The 24,568-nt window shown below is 65.9% G+C and carries 25 protein-coding genes; 18 read left to right on the top strand and 7 right to left on the bottom strand.

Annotated elements, in window-relative coordinates; all coding sequences use genetic code 11:
* Nucleotides 1-19: 19 nt before the first annotated feature.
* Entirely contained in the window at nucleotides 20-346 is a 327-nt protein-coding gene (locus FYJ92_RS15620) for a DUF4229 domain-containing protein (RefSeq protein WP_185261514.1), read from the top strand.
* Between the two features lie 17 nt (nucleotides 347-363).
* Here FYJ92_RS15620 and FYJ92_RS15615 read toward each other — a convergent pair whose 3' ends face one another.
* From FYJ92_RS15615 to FYJ92_RS15600, 4 genes are all read right to left on the bottom strand, one after another.
* Nucleotides 364-1,245: a 1,4-dihydroxy-2-naphthoate polyprenyltransferase gene (locus FYJ92_RS15615; protein ID WP_185261513.1), complete on the bottom strand. Its 882-nt coding sequence runs from the start codon at nucleotides 1,243-1,245 to the stop codon at nucleotides 364-366.
* A gap of 78 nt (nucleotides 1,246-1,323) precedes the next feature.
* Nucleotides 1,324-2,514: an AMP-binding protein gene (locus tag FYJ92_RS15610; RefSeq protein WP_185261512.1), complete on the bottom strand. Its 1,191-nt coding sequence runs from the start codon at nucleotides 2,512-2,514 to the stop codon at nucleotides 1,324-1,326.
* A gap of 95 nt (nucleotides 2,515-2,609) precedes the next feature.
* Entirely contained in the window at nucleotides 2,610-3,563 is a 954-nt protein-coding gene (locus FYJ92_RS15605) for a 1,4-dihydroxy-2-naphthoyl-CoA synthase (RefSeq protein WP_185261511.1), read from the bottom strand.
* Nucleotides 3,564-3,663: 100 nt separating this feature from the next.
* Nucleotides 3,664-4,425 (bottom strand): CPBP family intramembrane glutamic endopeptidase, encoded by a 762-nt coding sequence (locus FYJ92_RS15600; protein WP_185261510.1) that lies wholly within the window; start codon nucleotides 4,423-4,425, stop codon nucleotides 3,664-3,666.
* Between the two features lie 161 nt (nucleotides 4,426-4,586).
* On the opposite strand from FYJ92_RS15600, the gene FYJ92_RS15595 reads away from it, so the two are divergent.
* The 8 genes from FYJ92_RS15595 (at nucleotide 4,587) to FYJ92_RS15560 (ending at nucleotide 14,267) form a co-directional block, all read left to right on the top strand.
* Complete coding sequence (locus FYJ92_RS15595) at nucleotides 4,587-5,585, top strand: metal ABC transporter substrate-binding protein (RefSeq protein WP_185261509.1); 999 nt, start codon at nucleotides 4,587-4,589, stop codon at nucleotides 5,583-5,585.
* Nucleotides 5,582-6,376, top strand: a complete 795-nt coding sequence (locus tag FYJ92_RS15590) for a metal ABC transporter ATP-binding protein (RefSeq protein WP_185261508.1) — start codon at nucleotides 5,582-5,584, stop codon at nucleotides 6,374-6,376. The genes FYJ92_RS15595 and FYJ92_RS15590 overlap by 4 nt, the downstream gene beginning before the upstream one ends.
* A gap of 3 nt (nucleotides 6,377-6,379) precedes the next feature.
* Nucleotides 6,380-7,258 carry a metal ABC transporter permease gene (locus tag FYJ92_RS15585; protein ID WP_185261507.1) on the top strand — a complete coding sequence of 293 codons (879 nt, stop codon included), beginning with the start codon at nucleotides 6,380-6,382 and terminating at the stop codon, nucleotides 7,256-7,258.
* Between the two features lie 259 nt (nucleotides 7,259-7,517).
* The gene (locus FYJ92_RS15580; RefSeq protein ID WP_185261506.1) at nucleotides 7,518-9,245 is read left to right on the top strand and encodes an ABC-F family ATP-binding cassette domain-containing protein; all 1,728 of its coding nucleotides are present in this window, start codon (nucleotides 7,518-7,520) and stop codon (nucleotides 9,243-9,245) included.
* A gap of 126 nt (nucleotides 9,246-9,371) precedes the next feature.
* Nucleotides 9,372-9,719 carry a molybdopterin oxidoreductase gene (locus FYJ92_RS15575; RefSeq protein WP_185261505.1) on the top strand — a complete coding sequence of 116 codons (348 nt, stop codon included), beginning with the start codon at nucleotides 9,372-9,374 and terminating at the stop codon, nucleotides 9,717-9,719.
* Entirely contained in the window at nucleotides 9,719-12,235 is a 2,517-nt protein-coding gene (gene nirB / locus FYJ92_RS15570) for a nitrite reductase large subunit NirB (RefSeq protein WP_185261504.1), read from the top strand. Before FYJ92_RS15575 ends, nirB begins: the two co-directional genes overlap by 1 nt.
* Nucleotides 12,232-12,615 (top strand): Rieske (2Fe-2S) protein, encoded by a 384-nt coding sequence (locus FYJ92_RS15565; RefSeq protein ID WP_185261503.1) that lies wholly within the window; start codon nucleotides 12,232-12,234, stop codon nucleotides 12,613-12,615. The genes nirB and FYJ92_RS15565 overlap by 4 nt, the downstream gene beginning before the upstream one ends.
* Before the next feature lie 191 nt (nucleotides 12,616-12,806).
* Nucleotides 12,807-14,267: an amino acid permease gene (locus tag FYJ92_RS15560; protein ID WP_185261502.1), complete on the top strand. Its 1,461-nt coding sequence runs from the start codon at nucleotides 12,807-12,809 to the stop codon at nucleotides 14,265-14,267.
* A 63-nt stretch (nucleotides 14,268-14,330) separates the two neighbouring features.
* On the opposite strand, the gene FYJ92_RS15555 is transcribed toward FYJ92_RS15560, so the two are convergent.
* Nucleotides 14,331-15,089 carry a dienelactone hydrolase family protein gene (locus tag FYJ92_RS15555; protein ID WP_185261501.1) on the bottom strand — a complete coding sequence of 253 codons (759 nt, stop codon included), beginning with the start codon at nucleotides 15,087-15,089 and terminating at the stop codon, nucleotides 14,331-14,333.
* 98 nt (nucleotides 15,090-15,187) lie between these two features.
* Nucleotides 15,188-15,361: a CsbD family protein gene (locus FYJ92_RS15550; RefSeq protein ID WP_185261500.1), complete on the bottom strand. Its 174-nt coding sequence runs from the start codon at nucleotides 15,359-15,361 to the stop codon at nucleotides 15,188-15,190.
* A 133-nt stretch (nucleotides 15,362-15,494) separates the two neighbouring features.
* Between FYJ92_RS15550 and FYJ92_RS15545 the strand changes: the two genes are divergently transcribed.
* The 9 genes from FYJ92_RS15545 to FYJ92_RS15505 all read left to right on the top strand — a co-directional run bounded on the left by FYJ92_RS15545 (nucleotide 15,495) and on the right by FYJ92_RS15505 (nucleotide 23,963).
* Nucleotides 15,495-15,953: an SRPBCC family protein gene (locus tag FYJ92_RS15545; RefSeq protein ID WP_185261499.1), complete on the top strand. Its 459-nt coding sequence runs from the start codon at nucleotides 15,495-15,497 to the stop codon at nucleotides 15,951-15,953.
* The gene (locus FYJ92_RS15540; protein ID WP_255482151.1) at nucleotides 15,953-16,615 is read left to right on the top strand and encodes a pentapeptide repeat-containing protein; all 663 of its coding nucleotides are present in this window, start codon (nucleotides 15,953-15,955) and stop codon (nucleotides 16,613-16,615) included. Before FYJ92_RS15545 ends, FYJ92_RS15540 begins: the two co-directional genes overlap by 1 nt.
* A gap of 90 nt (nucleotides 16,616-16,705) precedes the next feature.
* Nucleotides 16,706-17,917, top strand: coding sequence for an acetyl-CoA C-acyltransferase (locus tag FYJ92_RS15535; protein ID WP_185261498.1), 1,212 nt, complete (start codon nucleotides 16,706-16,708; stop codon nucleotides 17,915-17,917).
* Complete coding sequence (locus FYJ92_RS15530) at nucleotides 17,917-18,753, top strand: enoyl-CoA hydratase/isomerase family protein (RefSeq protein WP_255482150.1); 837 nt, start codon at nucleotides 17,917-17,919, stop codon at nucleotides 18,751-18,753. The genes FYJ92_RS15535 and FYJ92_RS15530 overlap by 1 nt, the downstream gene beginning before the upstream one ends.
* Complete coding sequence (locus FYJ92_RS15525; protein ID WP_185261497.1) at nucleotides 18,750-19,610, top strand: 3-hydroxyacyl-CoA dehydrogenase family protein; 861 nt, start codon at nucleotides 18,750-18,752, stop codon at nucleotides 19,608-19,610. Before FYJ92_RS15530 ends, FYJ92_RS15525 begins: the two co-directional genes overlap by 4 nt.
* A gap of 9 nt (nucleotides 19,611-19,619) precedes the next feature.
* The gene (locus FYJ92_RS15520; protein ID WP_185261496.1) at nucleotides 19,620-20,228 is read left to right on the top strand and encodes a GNAT family N-acetyltransferase; all 609 of its coding nucleotides are present in this window, start codon (nucleotides 19,620-19,622) and stop codon (nucleotides 20,226-20,228) included.
* A 90-nt stretch (nucleotides 20,229-20,318) separates the two neighbouring features.
* A complete protein-coding gene (locus FYJ92_RS15515; protein WP_255482427.1) occupies nucleotides 20,319-21,023 on the top strand; it encodes a tyrosine-protein phosphatase in 705 nt (234 codons plus the stop codon).
* Nucleotides 21,011-21,259 carry a hypothetical protein gene (locus tag FYJ92_RS15510; RefSeq protein ID WP_185261494.1) on the top strand — a complete coding sequence of 83 codons (249 nt, stop codon included), beginning with the start codon at nucleotides 21,011-21,013 and terminating at the stop codon, nucleotides 21,257-21,259. The genes FYJ92_RS15515 and FYJ92_RS15510 overlap by 13 nt, the downstream gene beginning before the upstream one ends.
* 283 nt (nucleotides 21,260-21,542) lie before the next feature.
* Complete coding sequence (locus FYJ92_RS15505) at nucleotides 21,543-23,963, top strand: S1 family peptidase (RefSeq protein WP_185261493.1); 2,421 nt, start codon at nucleotides 21,543-21,545, stop codon at nucleotides 23,961-23,963.
* 68 nt (nucleotides 23,964-24,031) lie between these two features.
* Here the strand turns inward: FYJ92_RS15505 and FYJ92_RS15500 are convergent, their stop codons facing one another.
* Nucleotides 24,032-24,478 carry a PaaI family thioesterase gene (locus tag FYJ92_RS15500; protein ID WP_185261492.1) on the bottom strand — a complete coding sequence of 149 codons (447 nt, stop codon included), beginning with the start codon at nucleotides 24,476-24,478 and terminating at the stop codon, nucleotides 24,032-24,034.
* Between the last annotated feature and the right edge of the window lie 90 nt (nucleotides 24,479-24,568).

Below are 24,568 nucleotides of genomic sequence, written 5' to 3'. Positions count from 1 at the left end.
GGGCGGCTAAACTTGAAACGTGGCTTTTCTGAAATACTCCCTGATCCGGCTGGCGCTGTTTGCGCCGCTCTTTGTTCTCTTTATGTTCCTGAAGCTGGGGGCGGTGCTGTCAGTCATCTGCGCAGCGCTGATCGCGTTTGCGGTCAGCTACCTTTTCTTCCAGAAACAGCGCGACGCCGCCGCCGCGGCCATTCACGGCCGGCTCGCCGGCAAGGCCAAGCCGCTGCGCAGTGAAAGCGAGGTGGCCGACGCCGAAGCCGAGGACAGCCTCCTGGACGCCAACCCGGACATCACCATCCGGAACAGCGGCCCGAAGGCCTCCGAAACGAAGGCCCCCGAGGCCTAGCCCGGCCTGGAGTCGGCTTAGAATCCGTGGCTGAGCACCAGTCCCAGTGAGAACAGCAGGCTGTAGCCCAGGTTGATCAGGCCTGTCTGCTTGAGGACGGGGATGAGGCTCTTGCGCTTGCGGCCGTTGATCATCAGCCAGGCGGGCATCAGGCAGGCCGGGATGAGCAGCAGCACAATCAGCATCCACGGCCGTCCGGGAGCCAGGATGACCACCAGGAGGATGGCCACGGCCAGCATCAGCACGTAGCTTTCGCGGGCGTGCTTGTCACCCAGGCGCACGGCCAGGGTCTTTTTGCCTGCTTGGATGTCGGTGGGGATGTCGCGGACGTTGTTGGCCATCAGCAGGGCAGAGGCGATCAGGCCGGTGCCGATCGCACCGACCACGGAAGGCAGACTGACCTGGCCGGCCTGGGTGTAGGTGGTACCGAGGGTTGCCACCAGGCCGAAGAAGACAAACACAAAAACGTCGCCCAGGCCCATGTAGCCATAGGGGTTCTTGCCGCCGGTATAGCCCCAGGCGGCCATGACGCAGCCGATACCCACCAGGATCAGCCACCAGCTCTGGGTGATGATTACCAGGACCAGGCCCAACATCATGGCCAGCGCGAACGTTCCGAAGGCCGCATATTTGACGTGCTCCGGGCGGGCCGTCCCGGATCCGACCAGCCGCAGCGGCCCCACCCTGTCCTCGTCGGTGCCGCGGATTCCGTCCGAATAATCATTGGCGTAGTTCACGCCGATCTGCAGCAGCAGCGCCACCAGGGCGGCCAGCACGGCATTAACGGGGCGGAACGAATCCAGCTCGTAGGCCGCGGCGGTGCCGATCAGCACCGGGGCGATGGCGGCCGGCAAAGTGCGGAGGCGGGCGCCTTGGATCCATTGTGCGGCTGTGGCCACGGTCAGTACCTCTGTTGGGTCGGGAGAACGGTGAAACGGTGGTGGCGGCCGCGAACGGGCCGCCGGTGCAGCTCTACTCTACTTTCCCTGATGCAGCGCGTTGAGCCGGTCGATCATCGCCAGGCGGTCCGGCTTGCCGTTGGGAAGCATCAGCAGCTCCGGGCCGGCCAGCACGGTTTTCGGTGCCAGTAGGCCCAGCCGCCGGTGCCATTCCTCTTTGAGTACGACGGCGTGATCCCCGGTAGGGGTGCCCGTGGCACCTGCGCCAGAGCCACCGCGGTCGAGGGCAACAAAGGCGGCCACGGCCTGGCCCCATTCCGTGGACGGGACGCCCGCCACAAAAGCCGCCGCGACGCCGTCGGACTTTTCCAGCTCTTCCTGCACATGCGCGGCCGAGACCTTGACCCCGCCGGTGATGATGACATCGTCGGCGCGGCCCAGCACGGTGAGGCGGCCGTCCGCGTCCAGCGTTCCGAGGTCATTGGTGCGGTACCAGCGGACGCCGTCCTCCTCGAAGAACGTGTCCGTCGCTTCGGGCGCATCCACGTACCCGGCGGCCACGGTGTCGCCGCCGAGCAGGATGCGGCCGTCCTCGGCCACCCGGACCTGGACGCCTTCCAGCGGCACGCCGTCGTACACGCAGCCGCCGCAGGTTTCCGCGGACCCGTACGTGGTGACCACCCTGACGCCCGCCTCGCGGGCTGCGTCCAGCAGTCCGGCCGACGCCGGTGCGCCGCCCAGCAGGATGCCGTTGAAGCGGCGCAGGACGGCCAGGGTCTCCGGCGACGGCGCCTCCAGGAGGCGTTGGAGCTGAGTGGGCACCAGCGAGGTGAAGCGGAACTTGTCGGTCAGCTCCAGGGCGCCGGCCGTGAAGGCCTCGGGGGTGAAGCCGCCGGACATGTCCATGACCCACGGCCGGGTGCCGGCGAACAGCGACCGCACCAGGACCTGCACGCCGGCCACGTACTGCACCGGCAGCGCCAGGAGCCACTGGCCCTCGCCCTTGAGCGCCAGGGCGGTGGCCATGGATGAGGCCGCCAGCGCCTCGACGTTCAGGATGGTGGCCTTCGGTGCGCCCGTCGAGCCGGACGTGCGGACCACCGCCACGGCGTCGTCGCAGCCGGGCGTCTCGGTGTGTCCCACCACCAGTTCGCCGTTGGGGCCCATGGAAAGTTCGACGGCGGGTCCCTCGCCGTGGAGGGCGGCGGCCAGGGCTTTGAGCACCGGGTCGATGTCCGTGGGACCGATGGTCTGGGTTCCGAGATTCATGTGCCGTCCTGCCTTTGAAGTCAGCCGGGGCCTGGAGGCCGGCCGGCTTGGAAGTTTTGTGCCTCGGAGGTGCCTCGAAGGTGCCTCGAAGGTGCCTAGAAGTAGTGCGGGAAGCGGGACCAGTCCGGATCCCGTTTCTCGAGGAAGGCTTCCTTGCCCTCCACCGCCTCATCCGTCATGTAGGCCAGGCGGGTGGCTTCGCCGGCGAAGACCTGCTGGCCGGCCAGGCCGTCGTCGGCAAGGTTGAACGCGAATTTCAGCATACGGATGGCCTGGGGTGACTGGCGTGCGATGTCCGCGGCGTATTCCAGGGCCACCTCTTCGAGGCGCTCGTGGTCCACGGCCTCGTTGACGGCGCCCATACGGACCATGTCGTCCGCGGAGTACTCCCGGGCCAGAAAGAATATCTCGCGGGCGGACTTCTGGCCGATCTGGCGGGCCAGCAGGGCAGAGCCGTACCCGGCGTCGAAGCTTCCCACGGTGGCGTCCGTCTGCTTGAACTTGCCGTGCTCGCGGGAGGCGATGGTGAGGTCCGAGACGACATGCAGGGAGTGCCCGCCGCCGGCAGCCCAGCCGTTCACCACGGCGATGACCACCTTGGGCATGGTCCGCATCAGCCGCTGGACCTCGAGGATGTGGAGGCGGCCGGCGCGGGCGGGGTCGATGGTTTCCTGCGTTTCGCCGTCGGCATACCTGTACCCGTCGCGGCCGCGGATCCGCTGGTCCCCGCCGGAGCAGAAACTGTGTCCGCCGTCCTTGGGGGAGGGGCCGTTGCCGGTGAGCAGGACGGTGGCGACATCAGGGGTCATGCGGGCGTGGTCCATCGCGCGGTAGAGCTCGTCCACGGTGCCGGGGCGGAAGGCGTTGCGGACTTCCGGGCGGTTGAAGGCGATCCGGACGGTGGGCAGGTCCCTGGTTATCGCGCCTTCGGCGTCGCGCTCAACCTGCCGGTGGTACGTCATGTCCTGGAAGTCATCGAAACCGGACACAGTGCGCCAGCGGGTGGGGTCAAAGACATCGGACACCTTGGCGGGAAGTTGGTTGCTCACCGGACAAGTCTAGTAATCGGCTCAGCTGAAGCAACGCGGGGTCACTTAACGCCCCTCCAGGAGCGGTTAATGGGCGGAATCTGACCCCGCGTTGGTTGGGTTAGGGCTGGACCTGCTGTAGCTGCTCAAAGAGTTCGGGCGGGATGGCATAGATGAAGATGACCGCCAGCAGGTTCTTGGCCGCGTGCACAAAGTAGGAGAACATCAGGTTCTTCCCGGTCCATACGTAGACAAAGACCAGCGTGGCGCCCATGGCCAGATAGGGGAGCAATGCACTGAGGGTGATGGTTTCCTGGCCCGCAATGTGGATGCCGGCAAAGAGGACCACAGACAGGGCGCAGCAGAACCAGATGTTGAGCCGGCGGCCTAGCTTGCCGATCAGCAGGTGCCTGAAGATGTACTCCTCCACAAACGGGCCCACCACCACCAGGACAGGCACCATCAGCCAGGCGGGCACCTGCTGCATCAATGCCTGCAGCCCGGCTTGGTTTGCCGACGTCTCCACTCCGCCGCCGGCCGCCACCACAACGGCCGTGAGGATCATCATGGCCACCACCGCGGCGGGCACCATCAGCACGGTGAACCACGGACGGGTGGCCAGCACACGCAGGTCCCGGGCTACCACCCGGCGGGCGGCGGCCAGGGCCAGGATCCCGATGGAGCCATAGAAGATGAGGTTCACGGCGTACGATGCCGCGGCCGGAGTGGGGGCAAGCTGGCGGATGAACGGGACCAGCAGTTCCCCGGCGACGGCGAAGAGTCCAGCCACGGCCACGTAGAGGCCCACGGTGGTGAGATCAAGGCTGGAAAACCGGTACAGGTCGGGCTGCGGCGCGGGTGGTTTCCGGTGTGTGGTGGCCATGTCTTCAGCCTAGCTCCCCATTTCCCGCCTGTTGCCCTATCACTTTTGGTCCCCAAACCGGACTTTTGGGGACCAAAAGTGATAGAGCAACCAGGGGTGGAAGGCGACGCGGGCGGGCGTCACATTGCGGGGCCGGATCGGCGTCCCGTAGAATATTCGGTATGCCTAACTTTTTGTTTCGGCGCGCCAAAGTAGCCGCCCGAACCCTCGCCCTGCGAGCGGCGAAGTTCCGCGCTGCCGGTGCCGCCGCCGTCGTGCTGTTGTCCCTCTCCCTGACCGCCTGCGGGGGTAATGCGTCCGGCACGAGTGACAGTGACAAGCCCGTGGTCCTGACCACATTCACGGTACTGGCCGACGTCGCCCGAAACGTTGCGGGGGACAAGCTCACCGTTGAGTCCATCACCAAGGCGGGTGCGGAGATCCATGGCTACGAACCCACCCCCGGCGACATCCGCAAGGCAGCGAAGGCGGACCTCATCCTGGACAACGGGCTGAACCTCGAGGCCTGGTTCGGGCAGTTCGTGGAGGGCCTGGATGTGCCGCATGTGGTGGTCAGTGACGGTGTGGAGGTCGTGTCCATCGGCGAGGACTCATACCAGGGCAAGCCGAACCCGCATGCGTGGATGTCGCCGGTAAACGTACAGATCTACGTGGACAACATGGTGAAGGCTTTCGGTGAGCTTGATCCTGAGAACGCTGCAGTATTCAAGGCCAACGGTGACGCCTACAAGGCCAAACTGCAGGGCGTGCAGGACGAGATGAAAGCAAGCCTCGCCAGCCTCCCGGAGAGCCAGCGTGCCCTGGTGACCTGCGAAGGCGCCTTCTCCTACCTTGCCCGCGACGCAGGGCTCAAAGAGGTCTACATCTGGGCGGTCAACGCCGAACAGCAGGCCACGCCGCAGCAGATCACCCGCGCCATCGAGTACGTCAAGGCCAACCAGGTCCCGGCCGTTTTCTGTGAATCCACGGTGTCCGATGCCCCCATGCAGCAGGTGGTGGGCGCCACCGGAGCCAAGTTCGGCGGCACACTTTACGTGGATTCGCTGTCCGAAGCTGACGGTCCCGTACCCACCTACCTGGACCTGATCAGGCACGACGCCGAGCTCATCACCAAGGCGCTGGCCGGCACGTCCACCGCCTCCCCAGGAGCGAAATCATGAGCACCCCGGCCATCCTCGTTGAAAACGTCACCGTCCACTACGGCGAGGTCCTGGCGCTCGATTCCGCCTCCGTCACCGTGGACGCCGCCCGGATCTGCGGACTGATAGGCATGAACGGGTCCGGGAAGTCCACCCTCTTCAAGGTGATCATGGGAATGATCAAGCCCGACGCCGGCCGCGTACTGATCGGCGGACAGTCACCTGCCAAGGCGCGCAAGGAGGGCGGGATCGGCTACGTGCCGCAGAGCGAGGATGTGGACTGGCAGTTCCCGCTGTCCGTCCGCGATGTGGTGATGATGGGACGCTACGGGCACCAGGGCTTCACCCGGCGCCCCTCCAAAGCCGACCGTTCCGCCGTCGACCAGGCGCTGGACCGCGTGGAACTGGGCGAGTACGCGGAGCGGCAGATCGGGCAGCTGTCCGGCGGGCAGAAGAAGCGTGCTTTTGTGGCCCGCGGCATCGCCCAGGGCGCCACCATGATGCTCCTGGACGAGCCGTTCGCCGGCGTGGACAAGCGCTCCGAAGCCACCATCACCCGGCTGCTGCGCGAGCTTGCCTCCGACGGCTGCACCATCCTGATCTCCACCCATGACCTGCACGCGCTCCCGGGTCTCTGCGACGAAGCCGTGCTCCTCATGCGTCGGGTTCTGATGCATGGCGCCCCTGAGCAGGTGCTGCAGCCGGAAAACCTGGCCATGGCGTTCGGCCTGGACGTGCTGAACCGCGACCTCCCGGAACCTGCCCACCCCGCCGCCGTCGCCCATCCGGCCACCACCGAGAGCAGGGGCTGACCCATGGAATTCCTCGACATCCTGCTTGAACCGCTCAGCTACGACTTTATGGTCCGCGCCATCATCACCACCGCGCTCGCCGCCGTCGTCTGCGCAGTCCTCAGCTGCTGGCTGGTGCTGATCGGCTGGTCCCTGATGGGCGACGCCGTCTCCCACGCCGTGCTGCCCGGCGTTGTGCTGGCCTACATCGTGGGCGCCCCGTTTGCGCTCGGTGCGCTGGTGTTCGCGCTGATCGCGGTGACCCTGATCGGCGTCGTCCGCAACACGAGCCGCGTCAAGGAAGACGCCGCGATCGGCATTGTGTTCAGCTCGCTGTTTGCCCTGGGCCTGGTGCTCATTTCCGTCACGCCCAGCCAGACGGACCTGAACCACATCATCTTCGGCAACCTCCTGGGTGTCAGCATCCCGGACCTGATCCAGGTGCTGGTGCTCGGCGTCGTCGCCTTCGTTATCCTGATCCTGAAGCGCCGCGACCTGACGCTCTACGCGTTCGATCCCACCCACGCCCACGCGATCGGGCTCTCGCCGAAACGGCTGGGGGCGCTACTCATGGGGTTGCTGGCCCTGACGTCGGTGGTTGCACTGCAGACAGTGGGTGTTGTGCTGGTGGTGGCCATGCTCATCATCCCCGGCGCCACCGCCTACCTGCTTACGGACCGCTTCAACCGGATGCTGGTCATCGCCCCGGTAATTTCAGCCGTCTGCTCCATCGGGGGCATTTATTTCAGCTATTACCTGGACACGGCTTCGGGCGCCATGGTGGTGCTTACCCAGGGTGTGGTGTTCGCCGCCGTCTATCTGTTCAGCCCCCGGCAGGGACTGATCGGCACCCGGCTGGCGAAGGCCCGCCGCAGGAAAGCCGCCGCGGTCCTGGTCGCGTAGACCCAGGACTCCACAGCAACGCGGGGTCACTTCCTGCCCATCCCGAGGGGAAACATGGGCGTTAAGTGACCCCGCGTTGCTGGCAGATTATGGTGTCGCCGGTGGTGTCCCGGCTTGACGCTGCGGCTTCCGGCGGGGAAGCTGGAGCGATGAAGTCCTGAGCAACAGTCCGGCCATGCCGGGCTGTTTCCCCGAATCCAGGGCCGCCGTCGAGCACCGGTTCCGGCGGCCACACTGCGGAATCTTGCGAGGACTTGTCTTGACTGAACACCTGAACCTTTCCGGCGTCTCCCATGGCTATGGCGACCGGCAGCTGCTGGACGGAATCGGCCTGGTCATCACGGCCGGCGAGCATGTCGCCATCGTCGGCGAAAACGGCGCCGGTAAATCCACGCTGCTCCGGATCCTGGCCGGGCTGGAAGCGCCCGACGAGGGAACTGCTGTCAGCCACGGCCGCGTGGGCTACCTCGCCCAGACGCATGGCCTGCCGGAATCCTTCACCGTGGGGGCCGCCGTCGACTCTTCCCTGGCCTCGCTGCGCGCCCTCGAAGCCGAGCTTGACCGGCTGGAGGCCGGCCTCGCCGATGCCGAGGACGACGAGCTGGAAACGTACGGCCGGCTGCAGACCGAGTATCAGCTGCGCGAGGGCTATGCCGCGGAATCCCGTGTTGAGGCTGCGCTGGACCGGCTGGGCCTGGGTGGCCTGGACCGGAAGCGGACGCTGGGATCGCTCTCCGGCGGCGAGCAGGAACGCGTGGCGCTGGCCTGTGTCCTGGCCGACCCGGCGGACATCCTGCTCCTGGACGAGCCCACCAACCACCTGGATGCGCGCGGAACCGCCTGGCTGGAGGACCGGCTGGCCGCCCATCGCGGGACGGTGGTGGTGGTGTCCCACGACCGCGTGCTGCTCCGCAAAGTGGCCAGCACGGTGATTGAGGTTGATGCCGAGCGCCTGGCCGTGACCCGTTACGGCAACGGCTACGACGGCTACCTCCGTGAGAAGGCCGCCGAACGCCAGCGCTGGGTCCAGCAGTACCACGAGTGGATCGATGCGATGGATGCCGAGCAGCGGCAGGCGGACACAGTGGCAGGGAAGATGGGCTACGCCCGTCAGCGCGACAATGACAAGGTGGGCTTCGATTTCAAGGCCGGCACCTGGCAGAAGGCGGCGAGCAGCAAGGTCCGCAACGCACAGGAACGGCTCCGGCGGCTGGAGGCGAGCCCCATTGACCGGCCGCCGGTACCGCTGCGCCTTGCGGCGGAGCTGGCGGTGGATCCTGAGGCTCTGTCTGCGGCGCCTGTTGCGCCTGTGAGGTCCGGGGCAGCTGCCCTGGCCGGGGACTCCCTCTTGCCGGCGTCGGCGGTCCTCGTGGCCCGCGGCGTCGCGGTTCCGAGCCGTCTGGGCGTCACTGATTTCGCGGCCCGCGCCGGCGAGAAGATCCTCATCACCGGGCCGAACGGCGCGGGAAAATCCACCCTGCTCTCGGTGCTGGCGGGAACCCTGGAGCCCGTTGAAGGGTTGGTTCAGCGGCCTGCCCGGATCGGCTACCTGCAGCAGGAACTCGAATTGCCGCAGCGGCCCGCGCTCCGCCTGCTGCCGGCCTTCGCGGCGGGCCTCGGCGGCAACATTGATGAGCACGCCGAGGCTCTCCTGCGACTGGGGCTGTTCCGGACCAGCGAGTTCCACGTCCCGGTGGGCAGCCTGTCCGCGGGCCAGCAGCGCAGGCTCGCCCTGGCCAGGCTGCTGCTGGGCGGCTACGGCACGCTGATTGTGGATGAACCCACCAACCACCTGGCGCCGGTTCTCGTGGAGCAGCTCGAAGAGGCTCTCGCCGGCTTCACCGGGACCCTGGTTATGGTCAGCCACGACCGCGCTCTCCGGGACTGGTTTGCCCGGTGCGCGAAAAAGAGCGACACCTCGCGCACCGACGAATCCGGGCGCTGGATCCGGTACTCGATGGACAAGGGCGTGCTGGCCCCGGCCTGATTCCGCCATGCCGGAAAAATGGTGAGTTTTGTGTAAAAGGATCGTTACGCACAGACCGGCAGGCGGAAACATGGGCGGCGGAAGATAGGCCTATGCCAGACGTCCGCCGGCCGAAAGGATCTGTCCGTGATCACCAAGAACCTTTTCCTGCAGGGCATTTTTCCGTTTGAGGGCACCGGGCTGGAAAAGCCCGTCCCCATCCACAGTGAACTCTCGCACTACGTTCCGGACGGTGTCATCAACCAGACGCTCTACTTCCGGGGCGGTAATTCCAGCAGTGAACTCATCACGGTGGTCCTGATGCGCAACGGCGTGCCCATGCGCTATTTCCCCATCGGCGCCAAGAGCGAAGTCCATGTGCCGCTGCGGGTGGTGGAGGACATCGACGGCGGCTCGGTGGTGGAGCTCTATCTCGCCGCCCCGGATGGTGTTGGGGGATCCGTGGTAGTGGACCTGGGCATGGTGGAGCACTGATGACCAGCGTGCTGGACCGGCCGCAGGGCAGGCACTCAGGCGCCGCGCCGCGCCGTCGGCTGGTGGTAGTGGGCAACGGCATGGCCGGCGCCCGGGCTGTGGAGGAGGTCCTGGCCCGCGGCGGCGCGGACCAGTTCGCCATCACCATGTTCGGGGACGAGCCGTACGGAAACTACAACCGGATCATGCTTAGCCACGTCCTCTCCGGCGAGGAAAGCGACGCCGACATCTTCCTGAACGCTTTGTCCTGGTACCGAGAGAACAGCATCACCCTGCATGCCGGTGTCCGCGTTGACCGGATCGACAAGTTCACCAAGCACGTCTTTTCCGACGACGGCAGGGTGACCCCCTACGACACCCTCATTATCGCCACCGGCAGCCGCTCCCACATGCCGCCGATGGACGGGCTCTACACACCTGGCGGGTCCGTGAAGAACGGTGTCTTCGGGTTCCGCACCATCGACGACACCCGCAGGATGGTCCAGCACGCCCAGCAGGAGCACCACCGGAGGGCGGTGGTGATCGGTGGTGGCCTGTTGGGCCTCGAGGCGGCCTACGGCCTGAAAAGCCACGGGATCGAGGTGGAGGTGGTGCACTCGGGCGGGCACCTCATGAATGCTCAGATGGGGCCCGACGGCGGCGCGGTGCTGCGCAGGAGCGTGGAGGCACTGGGTATCCGGGTGCACACGTCCAGCCGGACCACTGCTGTCCTCGGTACGGACCGGGTCAGCGGAGTCAGCCTCCGCGACCGGGACGACATCGCGTGCGACATGGTGGTGGTGGCTGCGGGGATCCGGCCGAACGTGGACGTGGCGGTGCTGAGCGGGCTGCCGGTGGAGCGGGCCATCGTGGTGGATGACAGGCTCATGGTCCAGGACGAAGACGAGATCTATGCCGTGGGGGAGTGCGTCCAGCACCGCGGCGAGGTCTACGGCCTGGTGGCGCCGCTGTGGGAACAGGCCGTGGTGCTCGCCAACCACGTGACCGGTGCCGATACGTCCGCGGCCTACCTTGGCTCGCGGACCGCTACGAAGCTGAAGGTGGCCGGTGTCGACGTGGCGTCCATGGGACTGCACGGCCCCGAGCTCGACACGGACGAGCACATCGTCTTCTCGGAGCCCAGCCGCGGCGTGTTCAAGTCCATCGTGGTCCGCGACAATAAAATGGTGGGCGCCACGCTCCTGGGGGACAGCCGGAAGGTCGCCTACCTGACGCAGGCCTACGACCGCGGGCTGCCGCTGCCGGAGGAGCGGATCGCGCTGATGTTCGACGTCGGCGGGCCAGGGGAGGACGTGGGCGTGGCGGAGCTCGACGACGGCGCCCAGGTCTGCAACTGCAACGGCGTCAGCAAGAAGGCCCTGGTGGACGCCGTGAAAGGTGGCTGCACCTCCGTTTCCGGCGCGATGGACGCCACCCGGGCAGGCAAGGGCTGCGGTTCCTGCAAGCTCCTGGTCAGGCAGGTGGTGGAGTGGGCGGCGGACGGCGCAGTTGAAGAGGATCCGGCCGCCAGCTACTACGTTCCCGGTATCCCGCTGGACAAGCCGTCACTGATGGCCGCCATCCAGAAGCTGGGCCTGCGCTCCGTGTCCCAGGTGTTCACGGCGTTGGCCCCCGGCAGCGCCGAGGACGCGAAGTCCAAGATGGGCCTGGCCTCGCTGCTGAAGATGATGCTCGCGGACCGGTACATCGACGAACGCGATGCCCGCTTCATCAACGACAGGGTCCACGCCAACATCCAGCGCGACGGCACGTTCTCCGTGGTCCCGCAGATGAAGGGTGGAGTGACGTCCGTGCAGCAGCTGCGCCGGATCGCCGACGTCGCCGAAAAGCACAAGGTACCCCTGATCAAGCTGACCGGCGGGCAGCGGATCGACCTGCTGGGGATCCCGAAGGAGGACCTGCCGCAGGTGTGGGCGGACCTGGACATGCCCTCGGGGTACGCCTACGGCAAGAGCTTCCGCACGGTGAAGACCTGCGTGGGGAAGGACTTCTGCCGTTACGGCACAGGCGATTCCACCAAGTTGGGCATCGAGATAGAGTCCCGGTTCCAGGGGATCGAGTCGCCGGCCAAGCTTAAGCTGGCTGTGTCCGGCTGTCCGCGGAACTGCGCTGAATCGCTGGTCAAGGATGTGGGTGTGGTGGCTGTGGAGGGCGGCCGCTGGGAGCTGTACGTCGGGGGAGCGGCCGGAGCCCATATCCGCAAAGGCGACCTGCTGGCCACAGTGGACGATCCGGAAGAGGTTAAGCTGCTCACCGGGCGCTTTATGCAGTACTACCGCGAGCAGGCCAACTGGCTGGAACGGACGTACGCCTTTGTGCCGCGGGTGGGCATTGAGCATCTCCGCGCGGTGATCGTGGAAGATTCCGAAGGCATCGCCGCGCAACTGGACGCCGCGATGCAGGCCGCCGTGGACAGCTACGTGGACCCGTGGAGCGAACGCGACGATCCGCTCACGCCGGGCCAGTTCCGGACGTCGCTTCCGCTCACCGTCCTGCCCCAGGTGCCGGTCCGATGAGCGCCGACACGACGGGCGCAAACCACGTCGGCACCGAGCCCGTCAGCACCAAAAGCCACGTCCTGGGCCCGGTGGACCAGATCCCGTTTGGCGAAGGGCGTGCCTTCGGAGTCGACGGTGAGCAGGTGGCGGTCTTCCGGCTGAGGGATGGATCCCTGCGCGCACTGTCCGCCGTCTGTCCCCACCGGGGCGGTCCCATTGCGGACGGAACCATCGACCTGCAGGTGGTGATATGCCCGCTGCACCAGCACGCGTTCAGCCTGGAATCGGGCTGCTCCAGCACCGGCGCCGAACCTCTGCGCACATACGGTGTCCAAGAGGATGCTGAACAGAATATTGTTCTGGCGTATCCCCACATTAGTGGCAATAGTTTGGCTTAACCGGGTGCGAGTGTAGCCCTCGTCACTTGCTGCGGTTCGGATCTTGTAGGATGAACAGGCCGTGCGAACCTTCGACGCCTGAGAGTTTTTGTCCAGATAATGCCCCTTAGAGGGCCCAAAGCCCGAATTATCTGGACAAAAACTTGGTGTTTCCGGTGCCGGCCATCCCCCCGAACTCACAAGGAATTGTTGTGCCTCAAAGTACCCCCACAGAACTCGAGAGCCCCACGGCGCAATCCGCCGTCGTCGACTCCACCCTCAGCGCCGAGGGCTACAAAAAATCCCTGACCGGCCGCCAGGTCACCATGATTGCCATGGGCGGCGCCATCGGCGTCGGCCTCTTTATGGGTGCAGGCGGCCGCCTGGCCTCCACCGGCCCTGCGCTCATTTTCTCCTACGCCATTGCCGGCGTTATCGCCTATCTGCTGATGCGGGCCCTGGGCGAGCTGATCATGTACCGCCAGACGTCGGGTTCCTTCGTCAGCTACGCCGGTGAAATGTTCGGCAAGAAGGGCGCGTACCTGTCCGGTTGGATGTACTTCATTAACTGGGCCATGACCGGCATCGCCGAACTCATTGCGATCGGACTGTACTTCCAGTTCTTCTTCCCCAACGTGCCTGTTGAACTGTCCGCCATTGCAGCGCTGCTGCTGCTTGTGGGCGTCAACCTCCTGAGCGTCAAGGTGTTCGGCGAATTCGAGTTCTGGGCCTCCTGCCTCAAGGTCGGCGCCATCGTGATCTTCCTGGCCGTGGGCACTTTCATGGTGGTCACCAACGCCCAGGTGGGCGACGGCAACGCCTCGGTGAACAACCTCTTTGCAGCCGAAGGCGGAATGTTCCCCAAGGGTGCGCTGGTGATGATCCTCGTCCTGAACGCCGTGATTTTCGCCTACAACGGCATTGAACTCGTGGGCATCACGGCCGGTGAAATGCAGGACCCCGCCAAGGAAGTGCCCAAGGCGATCCGCGCCGTCGTCTTCCGCATCGTGGTGTTCTACGTCGGTTCCGTGACGCTCCTGGCCATGCTGTTGCCCTCGGACCAGTACGTGGCCGGTACCTCGCCGTTCGTCACCGTGTTCGGGCAGATGGGCCTCGGCTGGATGGGCGATGTGATGAACATGATCGTCATCACGGCCGCGCTGTCCTCCTGCAACTCGGGCCTGTACTCGATCGGCCGGATCTTCCGGACCATGGCCAACAACGGACACGCTCCGGAGTGGCTGACCAGGATGTCCAAGAGCCACGTGCCTTACGCCGCCATCCTGGCCATTGGCGCCGTGTACCTCGTAGGCATTCTGCTCAACATCTGGCTCGGCGGCTCACACGCCTTCGACCTGGCGCTCAACTCCGCTTCGATCGGCGTGATCTTCACCTGGGGAGCCATCTTCGCCAGCCAGATCGCGCTGCGCAAGAAGAAGGGCAAGGTTTCCTCCCTGCCCGCGCCCGGCGGAACCTGGAGCAGCTGGGCCGGCCTGATTGCCCTGCTGGCCATCACGGTGCTCATCGGCTTCGACACCATGACCAGCAAGTCCGGCGAGGTCTTCCACCTTGGCCTCTGGACCCTGGCGACCATCCCGTTCTTCGCCCTGGTCCTGTGGCTCGGCTGGCAGAAGGTCCGGAACAACGAGCCCAAGAGCGAGCTCTTCTGCTAGGTCTTTTCGCCTCAGCAGCCGGACGCTCTGCGGACGGACGCTAAGAAGTCCGACGTCGGCGGGTCACCCTTTCGGGGGCGGCCCGCCGTCGTCGTCCGCGCTCTTGAGGTGCCGGGCGAAGTGGTCTTCGATCCGCTGCCAGGCTTCGGGGGAGGATTCCGGGTCCGGGCCGATGCCCATGACCCGCATCAGCGGCCGGAAAACTGACGGGCCCAGGTCGGTTTCGTTGAGGAAGGCGTGGCCGGCGGTGGGGAATTCCTTGACGCTGTTTTCGATGCCGAGGTTGTCCAGGGCGGTCTCAAGCTTGCCGGCCGCGCCCTTGAGTGTGCGGTCCCGGCCGCCGAAGTTGGCCACGATGGGGCAGGCGCCCTGGAGGGCTTCCTCGAGATTGCCGGGCAGGCGGCCGTAGTTGACCGAGGCCACGTCGAAGCCGTCGCGGGCCACCAGCAGCGCGAATCCGCCGCCCATGCAGAAGCCGATCACCCCGGTTTTGCCGGTGGACAGCGGCGAACTGGCCAGCCAGATGCGGGCGGTGGCAAGGTCGGTGAACGCCCGGCCGCTTCCCCTGACCATGCTCCTCATGGTGCTGACCAGGCAGCGGCGCGGGCCGCCGTCGCTGAACAGGTCCACCGCGAGTGTCAGGTACCCGGCGCGGGCCATCCGGTCTGCGTGGCCGCGAACGAGGTCGTTCAGGCCGAAGGCTTCGTGGATCATCAGGACCGCGGGAAACGGACCTGGCCCGGCAGGCGTGGCGAGATATCCGCCGAGCGAAGGCGAACCTCCGGCAGCGGCACTCTGGGCACTCAGGTCCACATAAGTCATGGGCCAAGGGTAGCCGCCGATCTTGATCGCCCGGATGGGCAGACACAGGAACGGCGGCGGATCCCCATGGGAATCCGCCGCCGTTCGAATGTGGAGGACTAGTCCTTGAAGGTGTCCTTGACGTTTTCGCCGACCTTCTTGGCGTCAGCCTTGACCTGGTCCGCCTGGCCTTCGGCTTTGAGTTTGTCGTTGTCCGTGGCGTTGCCGGCCGCTTCCTTGGCCTTGCCGCCCAGGTGCTCTGCTTCGTTACCGATCTTGTCTCCGAGGCCCATGTGTCTGGCCGCCTTTCGTTTCCCGTTGAACTGACAATGCCTTTTCAGAATAACACAAAGCATGCTTACTATTTCAAGGGATCCGGAGACGGGTTGCCTGTCGGATGTCAGTGCCCCCGACTAGGCTCGAAGCATGGAACACAGCACAAGCCTGACCCAGCACATCCATGCCACGCCGGAAAAGGTCTGGGCGGTCATCTCGGACATCCCGGGCTCCGCAGCCACCCTCTCCGGCATCGATGCTGTGCAGATGCTCAGTGACGGGCCCTACGGCGAAGGGATGCGCTGGAAGGAAACGCGCACAATGATGGGCCGCTCGGAGACTATGGAGATGTGGGTGGCGCAGGCCGATCCTCCCCGCAGCACCATGGTCAAGGCACTGCAGGGCGGGGCCGATTACACGTCGCGCTTCAGCCTGTCCGAGCGCGACGGCGGGACGGACCTGACGCTGACCTTCGGCGCCGACGTCGTCAAACCCACGTTCGTCAGCAAGGTGACCATGGCCCTCTTCGGCAAGTTGGGCATGAGCATGACGCGCAAGGCCCTCGCCAAGGACCTGGCGGAAATCGCGGCCAAAGCGGAATCGCTCTAGTGGCGGCAAAGGCCCCCAAGGTAACGGCTCCCCGGCTCTCGCCGGTCAGCCTGGAGGATGTCACGGATGATCCAGCCCCGCACTTCCAGCGTGGTGAAAGGTACGACGGCGTCCGGTACAGCCGTGCGGCGGCTGACGGTCTGGAGCTGAGCGGCACGGATTTCGCCGAGTGTGAGTTCCAGGGCGTCTCTTTCAATGACACCCAGCTCCGTGGGTCCACTTTCCGGGACTGCATCCTGTCCGAGCTGTACGCGCCGGTGTTCCGGGCCGCCCGCTCCGCGTGGCGGGACGTGCAGCTGAACAATCCGCGGCTGGGCTCGGCTGAACTGTATGAAGCCGGCTGGCAGTCCGTTCGGATCGACGGCGGCAAGCTGGACTTCCTCAATTTGCGCGGGTCCAAACTGACCGACGTCCTCATCAGCGACTGCATCATCAACGAACTGGACCTCGGCTCCGCCTCCGGGACGCGCGTGGCGCTGAAGAACTGCACCATCGGAACCCTGGATCTCACCGGCGCGCGGCTGAAGGACTTTGACCTTCGTGGCACGGATTTCCGGACCATCAGCGGCCTCGGGAACCTGACCGGTGTAGTGATCGACGATTATCAGCTGAGCCTGCTGGCGCCGCTTCTGGCCGGGCACCTCGGCGTCGTGGTTCTGTGAGTGTACTCTTTATAGAACGAACGGTCGGTAAATAGGGCGGTCACTGGACGGTCCCGAATATTCCGGCTCCCTGGCGTAAAGGATGTTCTGATGGTCGAGGCTTTTCTTGTTGGCGGTGTCCGCACTCCCGTGGGCAGGTACGGCGGTGCGTTGTCGGCGGTCCGCCCGGATGATCTGGCTGCACTGGTGATCCGCGAGGCCGTGTCCCGTGCGGGCCTTGACCCGGACAGCATCGAGGAAGTCATCCTCGGCAACGCCAACGGCGCAGGTGAGGAAAACCGCAACGTCGCCCGGATGGCCACCCTCCTGGCCGGGCTTCCCCTCCACATCCCCGGCATCACGGTCAACCGGCTGTGCGCGTCGGGGCTGAGCGCCATCATCCAGGCCAGCCACATGATCAAGTCCGGCGCCGCGGATGTGGTGATTGCCGGCGGCGTGGAGTCCATGAGCCGTGCGCCGTGGGCCCAGGAGAAGCCGGCCGCGGCGTTCGCGAAGCCGGGCCAGATCTTCGATACCTCTATCGGCTGGCGCTTCGTCAACCCGCTCTTCCAGAAGGGCGGGCTCGCCCGGGGCGGGAAGATGACCTATTCCATGCCGGAGACCGCCGAGGAAGTGGCCCGCGTGGACGGCATCAGCCGTGAGGACGCCGACGCCTTCGCCGTCCGCTCCCACGAGCGTTCCCTCGCCGCCATCGCCGCGGGCCGGTTCAGGGACGAGATCGTCCCGGTAACGGTCAAGTCCCGAAAGTCCGAAACGGTGGTGGACACCGATGAGGGCCCCCGTGCCGGCACCACCCTGGAGGTCCTTGCAGGGTTGCGCCCGGTGGTTCCGGGCGGTTCCGTGGTCACGGCCGGGAACTCGTCCACGCTGAATGACGGCGCTTCGGCCATCATCGTCGCGTCGGAGGCCGCCATCGCTCGGCTTGGCCTGACGCCGCGGGCCCGGATCATCGACGGCGCCTCCGCCGGTTGCGAACCCGAAATTATGGGCATCGGCCCGGTCCCGGCGACGCAGAAAGTGCTCGCCCGGAGCGGCCTCAGCGTCGGTGACCTGGGCGCCGTCGAGCTTAACGAAGCGTTCGCCACGCAGTCACTCGCGAGCATGCGCCGGCTCGGGCTGGACCCGGACACGGTAAATAACGACGGCGGCGCCATCAGCCTGGGGCATCCGCTCGGCTCCAGCGGCTCACGGCTCGCCATCACCCTGCTGGGCCGGATGGAACGCGAGGACGCCAGGATCGGCCTGGCAACGATGTGCATCGGCGTGGGCCAGGGCACCGCGATGCTGCTGGAGCGCGTCTGATGCCCGCCCCGGAAAGCGCCAACGGACAAAGCGCCAACGGACAAAGCGCGAACGGACACAGCGCGAACGGACACTTAAGCGCCGTTGAATTCGGCGCCCTCCTGGTCGAGGAGCGGGAGGACCGCGTGGTGGTCCTGCTCAACCGCCCGGAGGTCCGGAACGCCATCGACCAGCAGATGGTGGATGAACTGCATGTGGTCTGCGCCGCGCTGGAGCAGAATCCCAAAGTCCTGATCATCTCAGGGGTCGACGGCGTCTTTGCCTCGGGCGCGGACATCGCCCAGCTGCGCGAACGGCGCCGCGATGATGCGCTGCAGGGCATCAACTCCACCATCTTCGTGCGGATCGCCAAGCTGCCCATGCCCGTCATTGCCGCCCTGGACGGCTACTGCCTCGGTGGCGGCGCGGAGCTCGCCTATGCTGCGGATTTCCGGATCGGAACGCCCAGCGTCCGCATCGGCAACCCTGAAACAGGGCTCGGGATCCTGGCCGCGGCCGGGGCCAGCTGGCGGCTGAAGGAGCTGGTGGGTGAGCCGCTGGCCAAGCAGATTCTGCTCGCGGGCCTGGTGCTCGGGGCTGAGGCGGCCCTGGCTGCCGGCCTCATCACCGAAATCCATGAGGCACCGGACCTGATGGATGCCGCGCACAACCTGGCGGGCAGGATCGGCCGCCAGGACCCGCTGGCCGTCCGGATCACGAAGTCGGTGTTCCACGCCCCGGCCGAAGCCCACCCGCTGATTGACCAGCTGGCGCAGGGGATCCTCTTCGAATCCCAGGCCAAGTTTGACCGCATGCAGGCGTTCCTCGACAAGAAATCAGAGAAGAAGCAATCATGACGAACCCGAACCTTCCCTCCACAGTCGGCGTCCTGGGCGGCGGCCGCATGGGCGCGGGAATTGCCCACGCGTTCCTGATCAACGGGGCCAACGTCCTGGTGGTGGAGCGGGATGAAGCGTCCGCCGAGGCCGCCCGTGAGCGGGTGGAAGCCGCGGCCGCCAAGAGCATCGAGCGTGGGGCAGTTGACGGAAATTTGGATGAGATGGTGTCCCGGCTCAATGTCACGGTGGATTACGACGACTTCAAGGACCGCCAGCTGGTGGTCGAAGCCGTGCCCGAAGAGTGGGACCTGAAGATCACCTCACTCCGCGGCATCGAGGAGCGTCTGACCAATGACGCGTTCCTGGCCTCCAACACCTCGTCCCTGTCCGTGAACGGCCTGGCCCGCGAACTCAAGCGCCCGCAGAACTTCCTTGGCCTGCACTTCTTCAACCCTGTCCCCGCCTCCACCCTTATTGAAGTGGTGCTCGGCGAGCAGACGTCCCGGGACCTGGCTGCAGCGGCGAAAAGGTGGGTCGATGCACTCGGCAAAACCGCCGTCGTCGTCAATGACGCACCGGGATTTGCCTCCTCACGGCTGGGCGTGGCCATCGCGCTGGAGGCGATGCGCATGCTGGAGGAGGGCGTGGCATCGCCGGCGGACATCGACGCCGCCATGGTCCTGGGCTACAAACACCCCACGGGCCCGCTGAGAACCACGGATATTGTGGGCCTGGACGTGCGGCTGGGCATCGCCGAGTACCTGCATTCAACGCTGGGGGAGCGGTTCGCGCCGCCGCAGATCCTCAAGGACAAGGTGGCCCGCGGAGAGCTTGGACGGAAGACCGGGAAGGGATTCTTCGACTGGGCTGAGTAGGATTTCCGGGTGACCCACTTTGAACCCCTCACCCTGACCGGCAAACACGTCATCCTCGAGCCGCTGCGCCGCGACCACCACGATGGCCTGGTGACGGCCACGCAGGATGGCGAACTGTGGGGCCTCTGGTACACGTCCGTCCCCACGCCGCGGGGGATGGCCGCAGAGATCGACCGCAGGCTGGCTCTGCAGGAGCAGGGTTCCATGCTGCCGTTCACCACCAGGCTGATCGATCCAGTGTCCGGCGGCCCGGGGCGGATCATCGGAATGACCACGTACATGAATATCGACGCCGGCACTCCCCGCGTGGAGATCGGCTCCACCTGGAATGCGGCGTCAGTACAGGGCACCGGCACCAACCCGGACTCCAAGCTGCTGCTCCTGCGCCACGCGTTCGAGACCCTTGGCTGCCCGGCGGTCGAGTTCCGGACGCACTGGCTCAACCACCAGTCACGCGAAGCAATTTCCAGGCTTGGTGCGAAGCAGGACGGCGTGCTGCGCAACCACTCCCGGACCGCGGATGGTGTGCTGCGGGACACCGTGGTGTTCTCCATCCTTGAGCACGAATGGCCCATGGTCCGGAACGGTCTGGAGTACAGGCTCGGCAAGGACGCCTGACTGGTACGGCTTTGCCCGATGACGCGCCTATCGCGTGCAGGCAGTGCGGCTTTGTGGTTAGCTGTCCGGGTGGAGACGACAGGCGGAGCCGTGGGCTGGGACGGGGCTGTGAATGCCTGGCATGTTGGCGGCCGCGTTTACCGGATGGGCCGCCGCGAATGGCTCACCAAAGCGGGTTGGCGGCAGGCGTACGACGACGGCGTCCGCACCGTGATTGATCTCCGTAACTCCCGGGAAGCGCGGCGCCGAGACACCGACCCCGCCGTGGCTGAAGCGGCCTGGTCCGGCATCACGATCGTCTCGGCCCCCACCGAAGAACCCGATGATCCGCGGTTAACCGCCGTCTGCGGGCCGTACCTCAACGACCCCGCCCACTACCTGCACAATGTCCGGCTCTACCCGGAGAAGTTCGTGGCGGTGTTCCGCGCTGTCGCGGCAGCCGAAGCCGGCGCCGTTGTGGTTCACTGCGCGGCGGGCCGGGACCGCAGCGGCATGGTCGCGGCAATGCTGCAGGACCTGGCCGGCGACCCGGACCAGCTCCTGGCGGACGGCTACGCCAAAGCTGCCCGTGGCATCAACGAACGCTTCCGGACGCACGGCCCGCCCCACGCCGGCGAACGCTACATCGATGACGATGAACTCACACCCCTGCTGGAGCGGCGCAGCCGGGCCGTGGTGGACTTTGTCCGGGAGCTGGACACGCGTGGATTCCTGCTGCGCAACGGCCTGTCCGAGGCCGAGCTGGAAGCGGTCACAAGCCTGCTCGGCAGCCGGGTGGCGCCATGGATTCCATGAAGTATGTGGCGGCGTCGCTCGCGGTGGCCGGAGGGGTGATGCTGGTGGCTGGGCCGTTCTGGGCCGTCCGCGCTTCAGATTTCGGGACTACGGAGGATAACTTCGGGCTCGGCGACGGGACCGTCGGCGGCGAGTGGCTCCCGGGCCAGATCTTCCTCATGGTGGGCGGGGCAGCTTTGTGCCTGGCCGCGGTGGTCGCCGCGTACACGGCACGGCGGAGCGATACAGATGAATAGAACGAAAGCGACGGCACACAGTTTGAAACGCGTAATTGCAGCAGCAGCGGCTGCCGGAGTGGCACTTTCCGTGGGGCTCGGGGCCGTGCCGGCCTGGGCTGTAGAGCAGCCGGCGGTTGAGCCGCCGTCGGTTGTGGAAAGCCCGACGGCGGGTGGTTCCGGAGTTGGTGACACTCACCTCAGCGGTGCCGGAGTTTTGGATTCTGGAGATCCGGCGGGAGGCGTTCTGGCAGGGGGCCCCTCCGCCGCAGGCCTCTCCGAAGCGGTCCGTCGGGATCTCGGCATGAGCTTGGCGGAATTTAATGCGGCCGGGGAGCTTGGCCGGCGGGCAGCTGACGCTGCGGATTCCTTGCGTGCGCTCCCTGGCTATCTGGGCATCCGCCTGCAGGCCGGCGAAATCATGGTTGAAGGGGCAGGCTCCGCCCTGCAGGCCAGGGTGGATGAGCTGAACCAGCCCGGCCTCGCCGACTTCGTTTTGGTGTCCCCTCCAACTTCAGTTGCGGCAACGCCGGTTCCTGAAACGGCGGCCACGCCTCCTGTACCCACCGCAGTCCCGTCGGTTCCCGCTATAGCAGAGCCCGAGTTGGTCGCGGGGAGTATTGATCAGCTGTTCCAGGCCTACGTTCGCGATGTGGGGACTAAAGGGCTCCAGGCAGTCGCCTACACGGACGGGCACTTTGTCATCCGCACAGGTTCTGTTAACACCCCGGAATCAGAGGTCCCGACAACCCATGACAGCCAGCCCGCCGCGGGGGCGTCGGCACCGGCGTCGGCCGAACCCGGGAAGTTGACCCCCGCGCAGTTCGTGGCGCGCTACGCGAATGTTCAGCTGGAAAAAGGCGCCGCCGTCAAAACCGAGGACGACATCTTCGGCGGACAGGGATACTTTGCTGACAACCAGGCCATCTGCTCGGCGGGCTTTAGCGCGTTCAGCCCCGCCGGACTGCCGCTGGTCCTGACCGCTGGACACTGCGCCGCTGACGGCTTGGCTAAGGCTGCCGGGATCGAGCCGCTCAGCTCGGCGCCGGCTGGCGGGTCCACTACCCCGCTGACGGGGCCGCTTGCCTCGCTCGGCAGCTTCGGGTTCAGCCAGTTCGGTGGCCCAAACAACTCGACAGCAGCATCGGACGGATCCAGTGTCGGCACCGATATCGCCGTCATCCAGGCCATCACGCCCGGGCTTAGCCTTCAGCCGGCCGCCACCACGTGGGGAAACGCCGGTACCCCGGATCCCGTCAAGATCATCGGAACTACGGCGCCCTTCCAAGGCCAGGACGTATGCAGGTCCGGGCGAACATCAGGTTGGAAGTGCGGCACCGTTGATGCAGTCGGTATCTGGATGATGCCTGGCCCTAAGAGCGCCCCGCCGAATTACGACAACGACCTTCGCGCCGTCCGCGCCTTTGATTCAACGTCAGTAAAGTCAGCAGGCGGCGATTCCGGCGGCCCATGGATCAGTGGCAATTTTGCTGTAGGCACCCATACCGGAGCCGAAATACTGAACGGGACGCAGACCCTGGCGATTGCCGCCACCCTCGAGGACTCCATCGCCACGATTCCTGGTGGAGTGCAGGTCCAGCTGTTCCTCAACAAGCCTGAACTCGTTGCACCCGCCAACCTGACATTCGCTGCCGGGGCAGATGTCACAGGACGTGTTGGAGCCGCGCCTGCTTCAACCGTGGCCGCCAATTCGAAAGTCCTTATCACGGTGGCTGGCCAACAACCACTCGAGGTGCCCGTGGACGCCGCAGGCAACTGGTCCTTCACAGCGCCCGAGGCCCCTGGAACATTTACATTCGCGGCTGAAACCGTCAACGGTTTCAGCCGCTCGGGCGCCGCAGCTCTGACTGCCATCGTCGCTCCGTCCTCCCTTTCCACGCCCACAATCACGACGCCGGCAGCCGCCCCGCTGCCAGAACTGAAGAGTCTTGCGGGCACGGGAGCGCCCGGGGCCACCGTGTCTCTCACAGGCGACGTGACAGGGTCTGCATTTGTCGGACCGGAGGGCCGTTGGTCAGTTCCCCTGACAGGCCCGGCCGTCTTCGGGAGGGTGAACGTGACGGCAGTGCTGTCATACACCGGAATAGCTGACAGCCCGCCCGCAACTGGAACGTTTACTGTAACTCCGCCGGCTCCAATCATTTCCAGCATCTCTGACGGGCTACACCTCCGGCAAGACGCTCTGCCGGAAAGCATTTCAGGAAGCGGCGTTAACGGCGCAGAGGTGACGGTGTCCATTGACGGCATTCCCCTGTCCGGTGCAACAGCGGGGGGCAAAACCGGGTCGAGGTCTGTGGCCCGTACAGTAGCTCCGCTGTTGCTGGTAGTTGACGGAGCCTGGAGCGTACCGTTCCCCGCCGGGTTGGCCCTTGGTACGCATACGTTGTCTGTGACGGAGGCTGTTGATGGGATCGCTTCTGCCCCGGCTGTTGCGACGTTCGTCATTGACGCCCCGGCCCCCGTAGTAATCCCTGCTGCCGCCGGGCCGGCTGAGGTACCAGCCGCGAACGGTGCGGTGCCTCCGGCAGCTGACAGCGCCGCCGTCGTACGTCCGCTGGGTGACAGCCGGGCGGCAAGCCTGGCCAATACTGGAGCGTCCGGGCTGGTCCTGTTCGCCGGGCTCGCGGCCGGTGCGCTTGCCGTCGGCGGTGTGTTCCTGGTCTTGGTGAAGCGGCGGAAGCGGCAGCGCCCCACCCGCAGTTGATCTATCACGTAGCGTCGTCATCCGTGACGACAGGCGACGCTACGTGACAGGGCAACTGGGGCGGAGGGCTACTTCTTCCGTTTCATCAGCAGGTTGGTGATGCGTAGCGTGCAGAGGCGCTGGCCGGCGTCGTTGGTGATCAGGACCTCGTGCGTGGTCAGGGTGCCGCCGAGGTGGATGGGCGTCGCGGTGATGGTGATCTGCCCCTCGCGCGCCGAGCGGTGATGCGTCGCTGAGACGTCCACGCCCACGGCAGTTTTCCCCAATGTGCTGGCGTGGATCACGGCCGCCCAGGAGCCTACGGCCTCGCCTACCGCCAAGGACGCGCCGCCGTGGAGCAACCCGAATGACTGCCTGTTGCCCTCCACAGGCATCGTCGCCACCACGCGCTCGACCGATTCCTCGATGATCTTCACACCCATCTTCTCGTCGAGCTCGCCGAGGACGATCTTCCACGGGGTAGCGCCATGGGCGGTGGCGTCCGGCGCAGCGGCGTCGGGGGATAGAGCGCTCATGGGTCTCCTTTGTCGAGGCTGAACTTCCAGTGTGCAGTACGGCACAGTCATGTACTGTAGACATATTACCGAACGGACGGTCAGTAAAGC

It is taken from the genome of Pseudarthrobacter sp. NBSH8 (genome assembly GCF_014217545.1).
Classification (GTDB): domain Bacteria; phylum Actinomycetota; class Actinomycetes; order Actinomycetales; family Micrococcaceae; genus Arthrobacter.
Note: the sequence above shows the minus strand (reverse complement) of the source record. Positions and strands in the feature narration are given on the sequence as shown.

Coding starts and splice junctions, on each gene's coding strand:
- FYJ92_RS15610 (WP_185261512.1), bottom strand. CDS start 2,514: ATGAATCTCGGAACCCAGACCATCGGTCCCACGGACATCGACCCGGTG.
- FYJ92_RS15600 (WP_185261510.1), bottom strand. CDS start 4,425: ATGGCCACCACACACCGGAAACCACCCGCGCCGCAGCCCGACCTGTAC.
- FYJ92_RS15595 (WP_185261509.1), top strand. CDS start 4,587: ATGCCTAACTTTTTGTTTCGGCGCGCCAAAGTAGCCGCCCGAACCCTC.
- FYJ92_RS15590 (WP_185261508.1), top strand. CDS start 5,582: ATGAGCACCCCGGCCATCCTCGTTGAAAACGTCACCGTCCACTACGGC.
- FYJ92_RS15585 (WP_185261507.1), top strand. CDS start 6,380: ATGGAATTCCTCGACATCCTGCTTGAACCGCTCAGCTACGACTTTATG.
- nirB (WP_185261504.1), top strand. CDS start 9,719: ATGACCAGCGTGCTGGACCGGCCGCAGGGCAGGCACTCAGGCGCCGCG.
- FYJ92_RS15565 (WP_185261503.1), top strand. CDS start 12,232: ATGAGCGCCGACACGACGGGCGCAAACCACGTCGGCACCGAGCCCGTC.
- FYJ92_RS15555 (WP_185261501.1), bottom strand. CDS start 15,089: ATGACTTATGTGGACCTGAGTGCCCAGAGTGCCGCTGCCGGAGGTTCG.
- FYJ92_RS15550 (WP_185261500.1), bottom strand. CDS start 15,361: ATGGGCCTCGGAGACAAGATCGGTAACGAAGCAGAGCACCTGGGCGGC.
- FYJ92_RS15545 (WP_185261499.1), top strand. CDS start 15,495: ATGGAACACAGCACAAGCCTGACCCAGCACATCCATGCCACGCCGGAA.
- FYJ92_RS15535 (WP_185261498.1), top strand. CDS start 16,706: ATGGTCGAGGCTTTTCTTGTTGGCGGTGTCCGCACTCCCGTGGGCAGG.
- FYJ92_RS15530 (WP_255482150.1), top strand. CDS start 17,917: ATGCCCGCCCCGGAAAGCGCCAACGGACAAAGCGCCAACGGACAAAGC.
- FYJ92_RS15525 (WP_185261497.1), top strand. CDS start 18,750: ATGACGAACCCGAACCTTCCCTCCACAGTCGGCGTCCTGGGCGGCGGC.
- FYJ92_RS15510 (WP_185261494.1), top strand. CDS start 21,011: ATGGATTCCATGAAGTATGTGGCGGCGTCGCTCGCGGTGGCCGGAGGG.
- FYJ92_RS15505 (WP_185261493.1), top strand. CDS start 21,543: ATGAGCTTGGCGGAATTTAATGCGGCCGGGGAGCTTGGCCGGCGGGCA.
- FYJ92_RS15500 (WP_185261492.1), bottom strand. CDS start 24,478: ATGAGCGCTCTATCCCCCGACGCCGCTGCGCCGGACGCCACCGCCCAT.